General features: G+C 62.4%; 11 protein-coding genes. 6 read left to right on the plus strand and 5 right to left on the minus strand.

What is annotated here, in order from left to right; translation table 11 throughout:
- Positions 1-50 precede the first annotated feature (50 nt).
- From AC1PUL_RS21290 to AC1PUL_RS21315, 6 genes are all read left to right on the plus strand, one after another.
- Positions 51-944: a carbohydrate ABC transporter permease gene (locus tag AC1PUL_RS21290; protein WP_480465972.1), complete on the plus strand. Its 894-nt coding sequence runs from the start codon at positions 51-53 to the stop codon at positions 942-944.
- 127 nt (positions 945-1,071) lie between these two features.
- Positions 1,072-1,842, plus strand: coding sequence for a carbohydrate ABC transporter permease (locus AC1PUL_RS21295; RefSeq protein WP_298462674.1), 771 nt, complete (start codon positions 1,072-1,074; stop codon positions 1,840-1,842).
- 13 nt (positions 1,843-1,855) lie between these two features.
- On the plus strand, positions 1,856-2,941 hold the full coding sequence (locus AC1PUL_RS21300) for an ABC transporter ATP-binding protein (RefSeq protein WP_480465973.1): 1,086 nt from the start codon (positions 1,856-1,858) through the stop codon (positions 2,939-2,941).
- Positions 2,898-4,241: a Gfo/Idh/MocA family protein gene (locus AC1PUL_RS21305; protein ID WP_480465974.1), complete on the plus strand. Its 1,344-nt coding sequence runs from the start codon at positions 2,898-2,900 to the stop codon at positions 4,239-4,241. Before AC1PUL_RS21300 ends, AC1PUL_RS21305 begins: the two co-directional genes overlap by 44 nt.
- A gap of 4 nt (positions 4,242-4,245) precedes the next feature.
- Positions 4,246-5,265 carry a Gfo/Idh/MocA family protein gene (locus AC1PUL_RS21310; protein ID WP_480465975.1) on the plus strand — a complete coding sequence of 340 codons (1,020 nt, stop codon included), beginning with the start codon at positions 4,246-4,248 and terminating at the stop codon, positions 5,263-5,265.
- Entirely contained in the window at positions 5,262-6,341 is a 1,080-nt protein-coding gene (locus AC1PUL_RS21315; protein WP_480465976.1) for a Gfo/Idh/MocA family protein, read from the plus strand. Before AC1PUL_RS21310 ends, AC1PUL_RS21315 begins: the two co-directional genes overlap by 4 nt.
- A 189-nt stretch (positions 6,342-6,530) precedes the next feature.
- Here the strand turns inward: AC1PUL_RS21315 and AC1PUL_RS21320 are convergent, their stop codons facing one another.
- The 5 genes from AC1PUL_RS21320 to AC1PUL_RS21340 form a co-directional block, all read right to left on the minus strand.
- Positions 6,531-7,634, minus strand: a complete 1,104-nt coding sequence (locus tag AC1PUL_RS21320; RefSeq protein ID WP_480465977.1) for a DUF475 domain-containing protein — start codon at positions 7,632-7,634, stop codon at positions 6,531-6,533.
- Positions 7,635-8,022: 388 nt separating this feature from the next.
- Entirely contained in the window at positions 8,023-8,439 is a 417-nt protein-coding gene (locus tag AC1PUL_RS21325) for an OsmC family protein (protein ID WP_480465978.1), read from the minus strand.
- A gap of 63 nt (positions 8,440-8,502) precedes the next feature.
- A complete protein-coding gene (locus tag AC1PUL_RS21330) occupies positions 8,503-8,904 on the minus strand; it encodes a hypothetical protein (RefSeq protein WP_480465979.1) in 402 nt (133 codons plus the stop codon).
- An 86-nt stretch (positions 8,905-8,990) separates the two neighbouring features.
- The gene (gene pbpC / locus AC1PUL_RS21335) at positions 8,991-11,078 is read right to left on the minus strand and encodes a penicillin-binding protein 1C (RefSeq protein ID WP_480465980.1); all 2,088 of its coding nucleotides are present in this window, start codon (positions 11,076-11,078) and stop codon (positions 8,991-8,993) included.
- Entirely contained in the window at positions 11,078-16,522 is a 5,445-nt protein-coding gene (locus AC1PUL_RS21340; protein ID WP_480465981.1) for an alpha-2-macroglobulin family protein, read from the minus strand. The genes pbpC and AC1PUL_RS21340 overlap by 1 nt, the downstream gene beginning before the upstream one ends.
- Between the last annotated feature and the right edge of the window lie 58 nt (positions 16,523-16,580).

Consider the following 16,580-nt stretch of genomic DNA (forward strand, 5'->3'; position numbering starts at 1 on the left):
ACCAGTTTTGCCCGGTCCGGGACCCGTTTCTCCGCCAGAAGGTTTTGTGAATGAGACGCTTCCTCGCGCGCAATGCGCCGGCTTACATGTTCCTGCTGCCCTGGCTGCTCGGGTTTTTCCTTCTGGCACTCGGGCCGATCCTGGCGTCGCTTTACCTGTCCTTCACCCGCTACGACATGGTTGGGGCGCCTCGCTGGACGGGGCTTGCGAACTACGAATACATGTTCACCCGCGATCGGCGTTTCTGGAAGGCGCTTGAGGTCACGTTTCACTACGTCGCGCTCTCCGTTCCGGCCCGGCTGATCATGGCGCTCGCCGTGGCCATGCTGCTCGACAAGGGCTTGCGCACCATCGGCCTCTACAGGGCGATCTTCTATCTGCCCTCTCTGCTCGGCGCGTCCATTGCAATTGCCATTCTATGGCGCGAACTGTTTGCGGCGGATGGCGTGGTCAATGAGCTGCTCGGCTATATCGGCATTCAGGCCTCGTCCTGGATCAACGATCCCAACACCTCGCTCTACACGCTGGTGATCCTCGCCATGTGGCAATTCGGTTCGCCGATGCTGATCTTCCTGGCCGGCCTGCGAGGCATCCCACAGGATCTCTATGAAGCGGCCGAGATCGACGGAACGCCGAAATGGCGCCAGTTCACCCGCATCACGCTGCCGCTGCTCGCACCGGTGATCTTCTTCAACCTCGTGCTGCAGACGATCGAGGCCTTCAAGACCTTTTCCAGCGCCTTCATCATTTCAAACGGCACCGGAGCGCCGGCGGACAGCCTGCTGTTCTACACCGTCTACCTCTTCAACGAGGCCTTCAAATTCTTCCGCATGGGCTATGCCTCGGCGCTTGCCTGGGTGCTGTTGTTGATCATTGCCATATTCACGGCGATCGCCTTCCTCACCTCGAAATACTGGGTGCATTATGAAAACGACCGCGACTGACCTCGAACTGGCGATGCAGCTCGACGAGGCTGCGCGGGTCGCTCACGAATTGCGCTTGAAGAGAGAAAAGCGGGAGCGGAACGGGCGCATCCTGAAGCACCTGTTTCTGATCGGTGTTTCCGTCATCATGCTCTATCCGCTGTTCTGGCTGCTGGCATCCTCCGTCAAGCCGGAAAACGAGATCTTCGGCAGCCTGACGCTCTGGCCATCGGAATTCCGCTTCGAGAACTACACCGAGGGCTGGTTCGCTCTGCCGGTGTCGTTCACGGTCTTCTACTGGAACTCCACCGTCGTCACCCTGCTGTCGGTCATCGGCAATCTCATCTCCTGTTCATTCGCCGCCTATGCCTTTGCCCGCCTGCGCTTCACTGGCCGCAACTTCTTCTTTGCGCTGATGATGATGACCCTGATGATCCCCTATCACGTGGTCCTCATCCCCCAATATGTGCTGTTCCTGCAGCTGGGCTGGGTCGATACCTATCTGCCGCTGGTCGTGCCGAGGTTCCTCGCGTCGGAAGCCTTCTTCATCTTCCTGATGGTGCAGTTTTTCCGGCAATTGCCGAAGGAGCTGGACGAGGCGGCGATGATCGACGGCTGCTCGCCCTTCAAGATCTATTGGGCGATCATCCTGCCTCTCTCGCTGCCGGCCATGGGCACGGCGGCAATCTTCTCGCTGATCTGGACCTGGGAGGATTTCCTGGCCCCGCTCATCTATCTCAACGACATCAAGAGCTACACGGTGCCGCTCGGGCTTCGCCTCTTCCTCGATCAGGAAGGCCAGTCCGCCTATGGCCAGATGTTCGCCATGTCTGTGCTCTCCCTGGTTCCGGTCGTCATCTTCTTCGTCCTGTTCCAGAAACTGATCGTGCGTGGCATCGCCACCTCCGGAATGAAGTAAGGAATGAAATGACATGGCTGGACTGACCCTTCGCAATGTCGGCAAGCGCTATGGTGCGCTCTCGATCATACAGGGGCTTAACCTCGACATCCACGATGGTGAATTCCTGGTCCTCGTCGGCCCGTCCGGCTGCGGCAAGTCGACCTTGCTGCGCATGATTGCCGGGCTGGAGGATATCACCGACGGCACGATCTCCATTGGGGACAAGGTGGTGAACGATCTGCCCGCCTCGAAGCGCGAGCTGTCGATGGTGTTCCAGAGCTATGCGCTCTATCCGCATATGACGGTGCGCAAGAACCTCGCCTTTGGCCTGCAAAACTTCAAGATGTCCAAGGTCGAGGTCGAGCGACGTGTGGCGGAAGCGGCCCGCATCCTCCAGATCGAGCCGCTGATGGATCGCAAGCCGCGACAGCTCTCGGGCGGTCAGAAACAGCGCGTCGCGATCGGTCGCGCAATCGTGCGCGAGCCCAAGCTCTTCCTCTTCGATGAGCCGCTTTCCAACCTCGATGCGGAACTGCGCGTCCAGATGCGGGCGGAACTCGCCTCGCTCTATGCCCGTCTCGGCACCACCATGATCTACGTCACCCATGACCAGGTGGAAGCCATGACCATGGCGAGCCGCATTGTCGTGCTCCGCAGCGGCAAGATCGAGCAGGTCGGCACGCCGCAGGAGCTTTACACGCGTCCTCAAAACCTCTTCGTCGCCGGCTTCATCGGATCGCCGAAGATCAACATGCTGAAGGCAGAGGTCCTGCGCGAAGGCGCGACCGCTCGCGTGCGCGTCGAGGGCTGGCCGGAATTTGCCATTGCCGATCTGCCAACACCCGACACGCAGCTGACACTCTGCGTCCGCCCGGGCGCCCTTCTGGTCGGTGCTGGAACGATCAGGACCGAAGCAACCGTGCGTCTTGTCGAATATCTCGGAAACGAGACGCTGTTGCACATGGCCTTGCCGACAGGGCAGACCGTGCTGGTCAGCGATAGTGGCAAGATCACCTATCGCCAGGGCGATAGCGTCACGATCGGCTTCGAGCTGGAGGCGATCCATTATTTCGATGCGTCCGGTCAGCGCGTCGAGCCCACGGGTGAAAGGGTCTGAGAAGGTGAAGATCGCTATTGTTGGATGCGGCTCGCGGCACAAGATGTTTCGCGATTCCATTACAGATGACTATGCCGACAAACATGAAATCGTGGCCCTTTGCGACAGCAATTCGCATCGGCTGGGCGAGGCGGCCAAGGCGGTGCAGCGGCCTGGCACCAACGGCGTTGCGACTTATCTCGCCGAAGACTTCGACCGTCTAATCCTCGAGCAGAAGCCTGACACCATCGTTGTCGCCACGCCCGACTTTCTGCACGCCGATTACATTGTGCGGGCCTTCGAGGCCGGATGCGACGTGATCTGCGAAAAGCCGCTGACCATAGACCTCGCGCGGCTGAAGACAATTGTCGACGCGCAGGCCCGGACCGGCCGCAAGGTACAGGTTACCTTCAACTATCGCTATTCGCCGGCGCGGACCCAGATCAAGGAGCTGATTTCCTCCGGTGCGATCGGTGAGGTCACCGCCGTTGATTTCCGCTGGCATCTCGATCGGGTTCATGGCGCCGACTATTTCCGCAGATGGCATCGCCAGAAGGAAAACTCAGGCGGTCTTCTGGTGCACAAATCGACCCATCATTTCGACCTCCTGAACTGGTGGCTGGGCACGGTGCCGACGGCAGTGCTGGCATCCGGGAGGCGCGCCTTCTATCGCCCGGAAACCGCCGCAGCACTCGGCCTCGAAGGGCGCGGGCCGCGATGCCACTTCTGTCCCGTGGCCGCCAAATGCGACTTCAAGCTCGATCTGGCGGCCGACGAAAGCCTGCGGAACCTCTATCTCGAGGCGGAAGGCGCAGACGGCTATTTCCGTGATCTCTGCGTCTTTGACGAGGATATCGGCATCGAGGATACGATGCAGGCCCATATCCGCTATGCCTCCGGTGTCACCGCCAACTATACGCTGACGGCGTATTCGCCCTGGGAAGGGCTGGAGATCAAGTTCCAGGGAACCAAGGGAGATATCACGCACCGTCATGTCGAGGTGCACGGTGTTTTCGGCGGAACGCGGGCGCATGCGGATGCGGGCGCCGTCACCACGGAACTGCATCTGGCCGGTCAGGTCCCTCGTCTGCTGGATGTTCCCCACGCCAGCGGACATCATGGCGGGGCCGACCCCGTGATGCTCGGGTACATCTTCGATCCCGAGGGCATGACACCGGACCAATATGGTCGCGCCTCCGATCATGTCGCCGGCGCCTGGTCGATCCTGACGGGAATTGCCGCCAACGCCTCCATCGACACGGGCTCGCTCGTCGACATCAAATCCATGCTGCGGTCGCGTGGCATCAAGCTGGAGCACTAGCATCATGGGATCACGGGTGAAGTTTGCGGTCATCGGCGTCGATCACGGCCATATCTACGGGATGGTCGACGGCCTTCTGTCCGCCGGCGGCGAATTTGTGGGATGGTGCACCGGACCGGAGACGCCGCCCGAAGTGACCGGTGCTTTCGCGTCCTGCTATGACGCGGCTCCGATGCTTTCGGAAGAACGGATCCTGGAGAATGCTGAGATCAGCGTGATCCTTTCCGCCGCGATCAACAGCGACAGGGCCGATATCGCGATCCGGTCGATGGAGCACGGCAAGGATGTGCTGGTCGACAAACCGGGATGCACGACATTCGAGCAGCTGACCCGGCTGAAGGAGGCCGTTCAGGCGACCGGACGTCGCTGGATCGTCTGCTTTTCGGAGCGGCTGACGGTGGAAAGCACCACGGTCGTGGATCGCCTGATCGGCGAAGGCCGGATCGGTCGGGTTGTCCAGACCGTCGGTCTCGGCCCCCACAGGCGCAATGCGCATCTCCGTCCGGGATGGTTCTGGGACAGACAGCGCAGCGGCGGCATTCTGAACGATATCTGCGCCCATCAATATGACCAGTTCCTGCACTTTACCGGCTCGACGGAAGCACGCGTGATCTCGGCGCATGTCGGTAATGTCGCCAATCCGGAGCGGCCGGACTTCATGGATTTCGGTGAGGTCCTGCTCGAGGGCAATGGCGGGCGAGGCTATGCCCGCGTCGACTGGTTGACGCCCGATGGCTTGCCGACCTGGGGGGATGGCCGAATGACCATTCTCGGGACCGAAGGCTATATCGAGATGCGAAAATATGTCGACATCGGTGGCCAAGCCGGCGGCGATCACGTGATCCTGGTCGACGCCAAGGGGGTCGAGCGGTTCAACGCAGGTGGTGCCGGAACGCCCTTTTTCGGCAGGCTCCTGCAAGACGTCAAGGAGCGCACCGAAACCGCGATGCGCCAGGATCACGCCTTTCTCGCAACCGAGCTTTCGCTCCAGGCACAGCAGATGGCAGAGGAGAAGATCCGATGAGCAAGCCCATCAAAGTGGCGGTTCTGGGTGCAGGCATAGGCAGGTCGCATATCTCGGGCTATGCCGCATTGCCGGATCATTACGAAGTCGTCTATGTCTGCGATCTCGACCCGGAAAAGGCTTCGGCAGGGGCCAAACTTGCATTGGGAGCGAGGCCCGTCACCGCTGTGGCGGAGGTCTTCTCAGACCCGAGTATTGACCTCGTCGACATCTGCCTGCCTCCGCATCTGCATGCGCCTATGACGATTGCGGCTCTTGATGCTGGAAAGCATGTCGTGTGCGAGAAGCCGATTGCGGGCTCTGTTGCGGATGTTCATCGTATTTCAGCAACGGCGAAACGGGCCGGACGTCAGGTGTTTCCGGTTTTTCAATACCGATACGGAGCCGGCTATCGTGCGGCCCATGCACTCAAAGAGCTGGGCATGCTGGGCAAGCCTTATGTCCTGGCTCTTGAAACCCATTGGCAGCGCGGCGCCGACTACTATGCCGAGCGCTGGCGTGGAAGCTGGCGCGGCGAGTTGGGGGGCGCTGTCGTCAGCCACGCCATTCATGCCCATAATCTGGTGACACTTCTGGCCGGTGAAATCCGATCTGTCGCAGCGTTTCTCGACACGCGGGTAAACCCCATCGAGACAGATGACTGCGCAGCAATCAGCATGAAGACGGATGAGGGCGCTCTCGTTACCTCCTCGATCACGCTTGGAGCTGCGGGCAGCAAGTCGCGGTTCCGCGCCTGTTTCGAACATGTCACGCTTACCTCCGGTACGGAGCCCTATCATGTCGGGGCCGGGCCATGGGTGTTCGTTGCAACGGATCCTGCGCGGCAGGCGGAGTTCGATGCCGTTCTCGCCGGCGTTCCGGCTGTTTCGGATCGCTTTACCGGACAGTTTGCGGACATCTTTCACCGGCTCCGAGGCACGCCTGATCTCTATCTTCCGACCTTTGAGGAAGCCGAGCACTCGATCGAACTGATCACGGCGATTTACGAATCGGCCCGGAACTCTCGTATCGTCGATCTGCCGCTGTCGGGCAACCATGACCTCAAGGACGGCTGGCAACCGCTAGATCGCATGTGAGCTAAGGCTTTGGGTTGAGTAAGCTGCTCGGTGAGCTCGGTGCCCTTTGCCGGTCATCTTCCGGCGGATCCTGTTACTGAGGGTCGCCTCTCGCGAGACGGATCTCGGACTGGATTGATCAAGTGAATGTCTGAACGAAGAAGGCCGGCGCGGGCGCCGGCCTTCTTGAGTCTGTTGCCGTTCTGCCGGTCAGATGTTCTCGGCCACGGTCTCGCGGGCGAGACGCTCTTCTTCGGCGCGTTCTTCACGATTGTACTTGATCGAGGACCACAGCGAGATGCCGATCAGCGCTGCACCACCGAGGCCGGTGATCACTTCCGGGATGTGGTACAGCGTCTGCACATACATGATCACCGAGAGGATCAGGATGGCATAGAAGGCGCCGTGTTCCAGGTAGCGATATTCCGCCAGCGTACCCTTCTCGACCAGCATGATGGTCATCGAGCGGACATACATGGCGCCGATGCCAAGGCCGATCGCGATGATGAAGAGGTTCTGGGTGAGCGCGAAGGCACCGATTACGCCATCGAAGGAGAAGCTGGCGTCCAGCACTTCGAGATAGATAAAGGCGCCGAGACCACCCTTGGCCGCTTCGCTCATCGCCCTCTGGGACGCATCGAGCAGACCGCCCAGGACTTCGACGGCCAGGAAGGTCACCAGACCGTAGATGGCCGAATAGACGAAGGTCGTTGCTTCTTCGCCTTCCAGGAGGTTGGAAAAGAGCAGGATGAGAAGAAGAACGACAGCGATCTCGATACCCTTGATCGAGGCTGAGCGCGCCATGTGCTTCTCGATCCATTCGATCCAGTGTACGTCCTTCTCATGATTGAAGAAATAGCTCAGGCCGACCATCATCAGGAAGGTGCCGCCGAAGGCAGCGATCGGCAGATGCGCCTCGTTCATGATGCGGGCATATTCCGCCGGCTCGCGGGCCGCGAGGATCACCGCTTCGATCGGGCCGATCTGCGCTGCGATGACGACGATGAGCAGCGGGAAGACGATGCGCATGCCGAAGACGGCGATGATGATGCCCCAGGTGAGGAAGCGTCGCTGCCAGACAGGCGTCATGTCCTTGAGCTTGTTGGCGTTGACGATCGCATTGTCGAAGGACAACGAAATCTCCAGGACCGCCAGGACCGAGCAGATGAAGAAGATGGTCGCCATGCCGGCGATGGTGCCGCTCATCTGCCAGCCGAGGGCTGCGCCGAGCACGAGGCCAATCGCCGTGACGATGAAGGCCCAGCGGAAGTAACCGAGGGTGGAATTGCCACCCGTTGTCGCTGCTACGCTCACGAGCGGTCCTCCTGGCTGGAGGACATAGAGTTGGTGGAGATGCGAAGCGCCCTGCACGCCTTCGCATGAAGCATGATCCAAGTGTTCATTGTTCTAGAATCCGCCGGCTCATATTGCTGGCGGTACCGACATCACGAGAGCGCCGTATACTCTCGCCAGAGGGGCCCGGCACCAGGTTCGGACGCGGTGATGCTGAAACCACGGCGCCTCACATTCTTGTTAACGAATGTTGATCGAACGTCAAGATTGCAGGCCGATGGAGCCGCAGAGTTGATCGTATTGGGCGAAGACGATGTATCCGAAAATGGCATTGTCTCCATCGTTTTGCTCGGCAGTCGAGGACTGTGGCTATGCCTCGCGACGCTTTGAGGTGGCGGCTTCTCTCGTGCTAAGAATTGCCGATGAGCAATGTGGGACGCACGGCGAGGCTGTTGCTGACGGTGCAGATCTCTTCGGCGCGGTGGGCGATGGCTTGTTGCTGCTCCAGGTCGAGCGCGCCATGAAAGTCCATTCTCACGATGAAGGCGACAAAACGCGATGGGCCGTCCTTGGCTTTTTCCCCGCTGACGATCACCTCAATACCTTCGAAGTTTCGCGTTAGGCCAAGTTCGCGCGCGGCAATGCGTGCACTCATACTCATGCAGGCGGCAAGGGATGCCAGAAGCAGGTCGAGCGGATTGAAGCCCGGTTCACTCGAACCGGTCACGATTTGCAGGTCGCCGCCCGTTTTTGAGCGAATTGACGGGTATCCAGCTTTCCCGACAGTCGCGGTTGCGCCGATCGGTCGGTCTTTCAAATCTGCCATCGGGGTGCCCATTCTCCGTCCGAGACAGAAGATAATGACCCCGTGTCAGAGCGACAAGCCGCTTCAGATGCTGCTGCCGATGCGGGCCGTCCCGGTTTGTCCGTTGTCGCGGATCCATTTCAGGCGCTTGTCGCCGGTGCGGATCAGCTCAAAGCACATGGGTTCGCCCTTGTACCAGCTCGTGAACTGCTGGCAGAGGCGGTCACCATTGATCCACCAGCGACCCTTGTCGTTCGGCTTTGCGAAGCGACCAAGGCCCAGAGCCTCACCGGAACCGTCCACCTGGCCGTTGGGGCGATAGTTCAGCGGGAATTCGCCGCCGAAGGGTACAGCGAGGTAGATCCTCTTTCCGATAATCTCTTCCTTGATGGCGGAGGCCGTGAAGCGCTCATTCGCCATCGCTGCCGGGGCGATGAACGCGATCGTCAGGAGCGTGATCAGTCCGGCACGCATGCTGCTGGTCATTTCGAAGATCTCCCGTTCGAAAGGGTTAACGGGGTTTACTACGGCAGCTGCTCTGAATCGGATCACGTTGGCTCCGTGCCGAGCTTTCAGTTCCGAATGAAGACATTCACCGATGCGGCCCGACCGTCCGCGTCGATGACGGTCAGGGTTGACTGGCCTGTGCCTATCGGGCGCCATTCGCCGGTTCGTCGGCGGGTGCTGTCGCTCATCGGCTTGCCGTCGACCAGCCAGCGGAACGGTGCGCGGCCGGCCTGCATCTTCATGACGACTGGCAAGGCTTCTCCGTTCGGTCCCTTGCCGAGTTCCAGCACTGAGCCTTCGAGCGGATAGACGATCTGAGGGGGGCGCTCGCGGGCCGAGACGGAGATGAGGCCGTTTGGATCGACGGAGAAGCGCCGCAGGGACTGCGGCAAGTCGGAGGCGGCGATGCGGTTGGCGCCGGTTGGCGGGCGGGGCAGTGCCGTTCCAGCGAGGCCGGACTTGGCGAAGGCCTCGAAGAGGATCGGGGCTGCCGTCTGATAGCCCGAGATGCCTGGGACTGCGGCATTGTCCGGTCGGCCGATCCAGACGCCCAAGACGTAGCGACCGTCATAACCGACCGACCAGGCGTCACGATAGCCGTAGCTGGTCCCCGTCTTGTAAGCGATGCCGGCGGGCGGGCTTCCCGTTGGCGGCAGGACGTCGCCGAGCACGTCTGCCACCGTCCAGGCGGCTGTGGGTTCGAAAAGCGGCTCTTCGTCAACAAGTTCGGCCTTGTCACGGATGCCGTCACCGAGCCGGACCGGCTGCTCGCGGTTGGCGAGGCCTGCATAAAGTTGAACAAGGTCCTTCAGCGTGATGCCGGCACCGCCAAGCGCGATGGCGAGGCCCGGCGCTTCGTTCGGTGGCAGTTTTAGCGTTACCCCGGCGCGGCGCAGGCGCACCATCAGGCGAGAGGGGCCCACAGCATCGAGCAGGCGGACGGCCGGCACGTTGAGCGACAGCTGCAATGCCTGGCGGATGCTGACATCCCCCTGATACTGCATGTCGAAGTTCTTCGGGCGGTAGCCGAAGAAGTCGGCCGGGCGGTCCTCGACGATGGTTTCCTGAGCGACTAGACCCTGCTCGAAGGCCAGGCCATAGATGAAGGGTTTCAGCGCCGAGCCGGGCGAGCGCTCCGCCCGCGTCATGTCGATCCAGCCGGAGCGGGATGCATCGAAATAGTCGGCAGCGCCGACTTCGGCGACGATTTCCCCGGTCCTGGCATCGGCCATCAGCATAGCGAGCGAGACCTTGGGGTCGAGCTTGCGGCCCGCTTCGAGCGCCACCTTTTCCAGGGTCTCCTGGACCGGTCGCAGGATGGTGGTCTGGTGGGTGCTGGCCTCGGGTGCCTTTCGCCGTGCGGCTTCCGCCAGATGCGGTGCAAGCGCCGGCAATTGCCGCCGAACGGTCGGGAGCGAGGCGTTGAGCGCCAGCTCGACTTCTGTCTCGTCGACGACCTCTGCCTCGCGTGCCCGTTCCAGAACGCGTTTGCGGGCTTCGAACGCGTTGTCGCGGTAGCGGTCCGGTCGGCGCTTTTCGGGCAGCTGGGGCAGGGCGACCAAGAGGGCTGCCTCCGCTGTCGACAGGCGTTTGGGTTCCTTGCCGAACCAGGCGAGACTTGCCGCGCGCACGCCTTCCAGATTGCCGCCATAGGGGGCGTGTGTGAGATAGAGGTTGAGGATCTCCGTCTTTGACAGGCGCCGCTCGATCTGGATGGCACGCGCAATCTGGATGAGCTTGGCGGTGATCGAGCGTTCCCGGCGCGGCTCGATCAGTCGGGCGACCTGCATGGAAAGCGTCGAGGCGCCGGAAACGATGCGACCGTTGGCGGCAAGCTGCCAGGCGGCGCGACCGAGCGCCAGGAGATCGACACCGGAATGGCTGTCGTAGCGGCGGTCTTCATAGGCGACGAGCATGCGCAGCAAGGCCGGATCGACATCATCGATTGTTGTCTCAAGCCGCCAGAGACCCTCGCGGGTCGCGAAAGCGCGCAAGAGCTGGCCGTCACGATCGAGGATTTCGGTCGAGACCTCCCGCGCCGCGTCCAGCGGGGGAGGGTAGTTTCTGTCTGCCCAATCGAGCCCAGCGAGCGAGGCGGTGGCCGCGATGGCGACCGCCCCGATGCTGATCCCGATGCGCCTCGCCCGACCCATCAGGGTGCGGTCGAGACCGTCATCGCACCGGCTGACGTGCGCGCCGACAGCTGCGGGCGATACATGTCTTCGACGCTTGCCGCAGGCAGGTCATAGGTGCCGGGCGTAACGGCGCGGACGACATAGGCCAGCGTGATCGTGCCGTTTTCGCCTTCGCCGCGATTGATCGCCGCCACGAAGCGGTCGCTGCGGAATTCGAGATGCGCCGTTTCGGTCTGGCCGATCCACTCGAAGTTGGCGAGGGCGGCGCTGTCGACAAGGCTTGGATTGTCGATCTCGAAGCCGGCCGGAAGCAGGTCGGTGACCAGGAGCTGCGCCGGCCATTCGTCTTCCTCGGTCACTTCCAGCACCACAACATAACGTTCGTTCTGGATCGCTTCGGTGACGTTGGCTTCCTCGCCATCGAGACCGTAATAGGTCTTGGTGATCTCGAAGCCTTCGCCACCGGCTGCGGGCGGTTCGACCGGGGCGGCGACCGTCGTGATTGCCGCACTGACCGGATCAAGCCCGGTATTGGTGAGCGTCATCGGTGCCTGCAGCAGGGCGTCGCCCGGGATGGTCGCGGCATAGGCGCCGGTCTTTTCGGCACCGTTGACATCCAGCTTCAGACCCTTGTCGTCCTGCTGCAGCGCGCGTGCTGCCAGAAGCATCCAGGTCTGTTCCTGGGTGCTGAGGGTTTGTTTCGCCTGCCATTCGTCGGCCACGACCTTTGCCAGGATCGGGACGACAGGCGGAACCGGGCGGCTTTCGGCGGCGAGCGCCAGGACGCCAGCGGCATCGCGAAGCGCCGAGCCATAATCGGAGCGCGAGAAGCTGACCGGCGTCAGGCGGGCCTGTTCGCTCATGCCGGCGGCATCGAGGAAGACACCGTTGGCCCGCTCGCTGTCGCCATAGAGCGACAAGGCCGCTGCCAGATGCGCTTTCGAGAGCGGCGTCGGGAAATCACCCAGCATCGTGTCCGCATAGTAGCGCAGATCGCTGAGCGAGGCCTTGCGGCTGCGGGCGAGCACGTAGAGCGCATAGGCGATCTCGTTGCCGCGCGTCCGGATGTCGTTGTCATAGGCGATGCGGTTCTGCAGGTTCTGCAGCGCCTGGACGAGGGCTTCCTCCGGCACGTGGAATTTCTGCTCGCGGGCGCGGGTCAGGAAGTCGGTGACATAGGCGTCGAGCCAGAGGCTTTCAGAACCGGGTGCCCAGAGACCGAAGGAGCCGCTCGACGACTGGTAGGCGAGTACACGCAGGATGCCATCCTGGACGCGCTTGTTGATCGCCTCGTCTTCCGGCAGGCCGGAGAGCTTGGCCAGTTCATCGAAGTAGAGAAGCGGCAGCGCGCGGCTGGTCGTCTGTTCGGCGCAGCCATAGGGATAGCGGTCGAGCGCCATCAGTAGGCCGGGAATGTCGAGGCCGTCTGCGCGGGCGACATTGAGGCTGACCGAGGCGCCCTGCAGCAGGCTGTCGGCGAGCAGGTCGCCATCGACGGTCAGGCTCTTGCCCGGTGCCAGCGCAATGACCTGCCGCTCGGTGATCGGCAGCGTGGCCGGGCGTACCGGAAGATCAAGAGACTGACTGACGGTGATGCCGTCTGCGCCGGACAGGGCAATGTCGATGGCTCCGTCGCCGGGGGTGTTGGCGGTCAGCGGCAGTGTGACGGTGGTGGTCTCACCTGCGGTCAGCGCAACTTCTTGGTCTTCCGCACCACCGACGCTGACCGGACCGTTGCCGGTGACGGCGAGCGTGTAGGTGCCTGTTGGCGCGTCTGTCGCCGCGATATCGAGGTGCAGGCTGCTCTGGTCTTCAGGTGCGAGGAACTTCGGCAGGCTTGCCGTAACGACGACCGGATCGCGGATGATCACGTCCGTTTCGCCATGGCCGACGCCGGTCTTCGACCAGGCCCAGGCCATGATACGCGCGGTGCCATTGAACTGCGGGATGTCGAAGGAGACTGTCGCCTTGCCGTCTGCATCGAGCTTCACGGGGCCGGAGAAGAAGGCCACGAGCTTTTCGCGCGGCGGGTTGCCCTGAAGGGCGACCTGTCCGCCGTCGCCACCGGTGCGCAGGCGTCCGGTTGCGCCGAGCGAGCCATCGATCAGGCGGCCATAGAGGTCGCGCAGTTCGAGGCCGAGGCGGCGCTGGCCGAAGTAATAGCTGTCCGGATCGGGTGTCTCGTAGCGGGTGAGGTTCAGGATGCCGACGTCGACGGCGGCGACCATCACATAGGCTTCCTCGCCGATGCCGGCGCCGGTCACTTCGACGGGGATATCGAGCGGCTGGCGGGGCAGGGTCTTTTCCGGCGGCGAAAGCTTGATCGCGAGTTTGTCGGCACCTGGATCGACGGCGAGCCAGGCAATGCCGATCGCACGCGCCGGCATGCGGCTTTCCTCGGTGTCACCCGGACGGAAGAGCGTTGCCGTTACATAGGCCCCGGCACCGAAATCTGATGTCACGGGGATCTCGATCTCCGCGCCGGTCGCCGGGACGTCGGCAACCTGGGTGGAAATCAGCGCATCCGTGCCAGAGGTCACGATGACCTGGCCGGCAAAGCGCGGCGAGATCTTCAGCTTTGCCGTGTCGCCGACCTGGTAGGAGGGCTTGTCGAGGCCGATTTCGAGAGCATCGGGCGTCTCGGTGGAGCTTGCGGTGACGAACCAGCCGGCGTCGAAATCGACGCTGGTGATCGCGCCGCCCTGTTCGACCTCCAGACGGTGGCTGCCCCAGGTGACGGGTACCGAAAGTGGGGTGCCGTCTGCTGCGATGTCTGTGGTACCATCGGCCACGAGCTTGGTCGTGGTGATCGGTTCGTAACGCCAGGACGAGCCGTCGCGGTACCACTGGTAGTTCCGCTCCAGCTTGATCAGCTTCCAGCGTGCAGCCGGCAGCGCCTGGCGCTGACCATCGGGGCCAAGGGCGATCAGGTTGAAGGCTGCATTGGTGTTTTCGGCGAGATCGCCCTCGAATTCCGGCTTGATGCCGATAACAGGACCTTCCGGCGTGACCGGCAGGGTCAGCTTGCGTTCGACGGCGCGGCCACCGCCTTCGCGCAGGCGCAGGACCACGTCGGCATTCAGAAGCCGCGTCGTCGACGGCAGGTCGGTGAGGGAGACGTCGATGGTGGCGAGACCGTCGTCATCCAGCGCGTCAAGGCCTTCGAGCGGCAGGCGCATGTCCTCGATGCCTTCTTCATCTGAAAGGCCGAAGCTGTAGCGGTCGAAGTCCGGATGGCTTGTGGTCGGGCGGATGACGACTTCGCCTTCGAGCGTCAGGCCGGCTGCCGGCGTGCCGTAAAGGTAACGGCCATCGGCGGAGACCGTCACGGGCTCCTCAGGGGAGATGGCCGTGGCTTCGCTGGACAGTTTCAGGTCGAGCCGATCCGGCACGAAGTCGTCGACGAGGAAGGTCGACTGGGCGATCGCCGGCTTCTTGGGATCGGTGTGAATTGCCACCGTCCAGGTGCCGCGCATGGCATTGGCGAGGATGGGCAGATCGACGGCATAGCCACCAAGCGTCTCGCTTGATACCGCCATGCGGCGGAACTCGACACCGTCGGGCCGCGAGAAGAGGAAAGTCAGTGGCAGGCCGGAAATGGCATCAGCATTGGTGTCGCGGGCCAGCGCTGCGGCATGCACGGTTTCGCCCGGACGGTAGATGCCACGCTCGGTCCAGGCCAAAATATCGACCGGGCCCGGGGCCGGGCGACCGGTAACGCCACGGTCGGAGAGGTCGAAGCCGGCGCGGGTCATGTCGAGGAAGACGTTGTCGTCGGCACCGCTGCGGGCCGCGATGACGGCTGGCGCCAATGCAGCGCCGCCGCGAACGAGGCCAGCGTCAAAGCGGGCGCGGCCCTCGGCATCGGTCGTCGCGGTCGCGAGGATCTCGTTGTTCTTGGCGATCAGCTGCAGCTCGATATTGGCAAGCGGGCTTGCCGATGCGAGCGAGCGGGCAAAGACATGCAGGCCGTCGCTGCCGGCGAAGGTCGAAAGGCCGATGTCGGAGACAACAAACCATTGCGTCGCGCGGCTGTCCCAGCTCTCGGTTATGGCGGTCGGAGAGACCGCAGTCAGCACATAGATACCGGGCTTGCGGGTCGGCAGCGCTTCCTGCAGCGGAATGCTGGTGACGACTTCCTTGTTCTGCTCGTTGTCGATCTCGACCGAGCCCTCCCAGACGAGTTCGCCGATCTCGTCCTTGACGCGACCGGCTATGTAGCCGTCCATCTGGGTGAGGAACTGAGAGGATGCCAACAGCGGCGCGATGTTGCGGTCGCCGATCCGGTAGAGTTCGAGATTGGCGCTGTCGCTGTTGATCGAAACCAGCGGGATGCCCTGACGGACAGAGGAGGGCAGAACGAACGCGTCGCCGGTGAAGCGCACGGTGGAGCTGCGGTCGCGGACGTAGAGTTCGAGTTCGACCGGGGCTTCCAGATTTTCGTCCACGGATGAGGGCAGGCCGGCGCGGATTGCGAGGCGATAGCGCCCGCCGTGCTCCAGGCCTTCGACGCAGATCTGGTTGTTCTTGGCTTCGAGCGCCTTCGGCGTCTTGCCGTCGAGGGTGACAAAGGACGAATAATCGACGCCGCGCTTGACCAGCGGCTCGGAGAATTCGACGCATGCACGCGGCGAGGCGCTGTCGGAATCGACCGTGTTGTTGACGACGCGGAAGCCCTGGTGGGAGCGCAGGTCTTCGAAGGCTGCCTGGACCTCAGCATTCGACGCAAGTTCGAGGCTAGCCTTGTAGGCGCTCAGCGCCGGGCGCCAAGTCTCGCTGTTTTCCAGTGATCTGGCGAGCGTTGCCAGCGCGTCGGCGCGGGTCGCTGCGCCACGGGTCAGGAGATAGCCGTTGATTGCGGCCATCGCCCCTTCATTCGCCATTCCGTAGTTCCCAGTGACGGTGTTGGCCATGCGGGCCAGTTCCAGCCACAGAGCCTGATCGTCGGGATCGATGGACAAAGCGCCTTTCATCGAGGCAACGGCGAAATCGATATTGCCTCCGGTGAAGGCAGCGCGACCGGTTTCGATCAGCGCGTCGCGTCCCAGCCCCTCCTGCTCGGGGGCAATAGCGAGGTTGTCGCGCTGGTTGCGGGCTTCGGTCTTCAGGTAGTCCGAAATGAAAGCCAGGGCCGGCGGGGCGCCGATGTCCTCCTCTGCCGCCTGAACGACGATGCGGCCGGCGATTGCACCGGGGAAGCTGTTCAGCTGGTCATAGTCGGACTTGAGGAAGCACCAGTTGACCTTCGGATTGTAGGTGAAGGCCCGGCAGGATGCGTCGCCGATGCAGCTTGCCTCGCATTCATCGATGGAGACATTCTTTTCGGTTCGCAGGTCGAAACCGAAATAGTCGGCATCGTCAATGCGTTCGATCGTTCTGATATCCTGCGCGGACGCTGGAGGGGATAATGGCAGAAGAGCCAGCGCAACTGTGAGCAACGCCGAAAAACGGTTCGTAAACATGGTCCCCTCCAAGCCTGATCATGGCTTCAAGAGTTAGTCTTTGCTCATGACAGGGGCT

This window comes from Rhizobium sp. P43, from assembly GCF_056730705.1.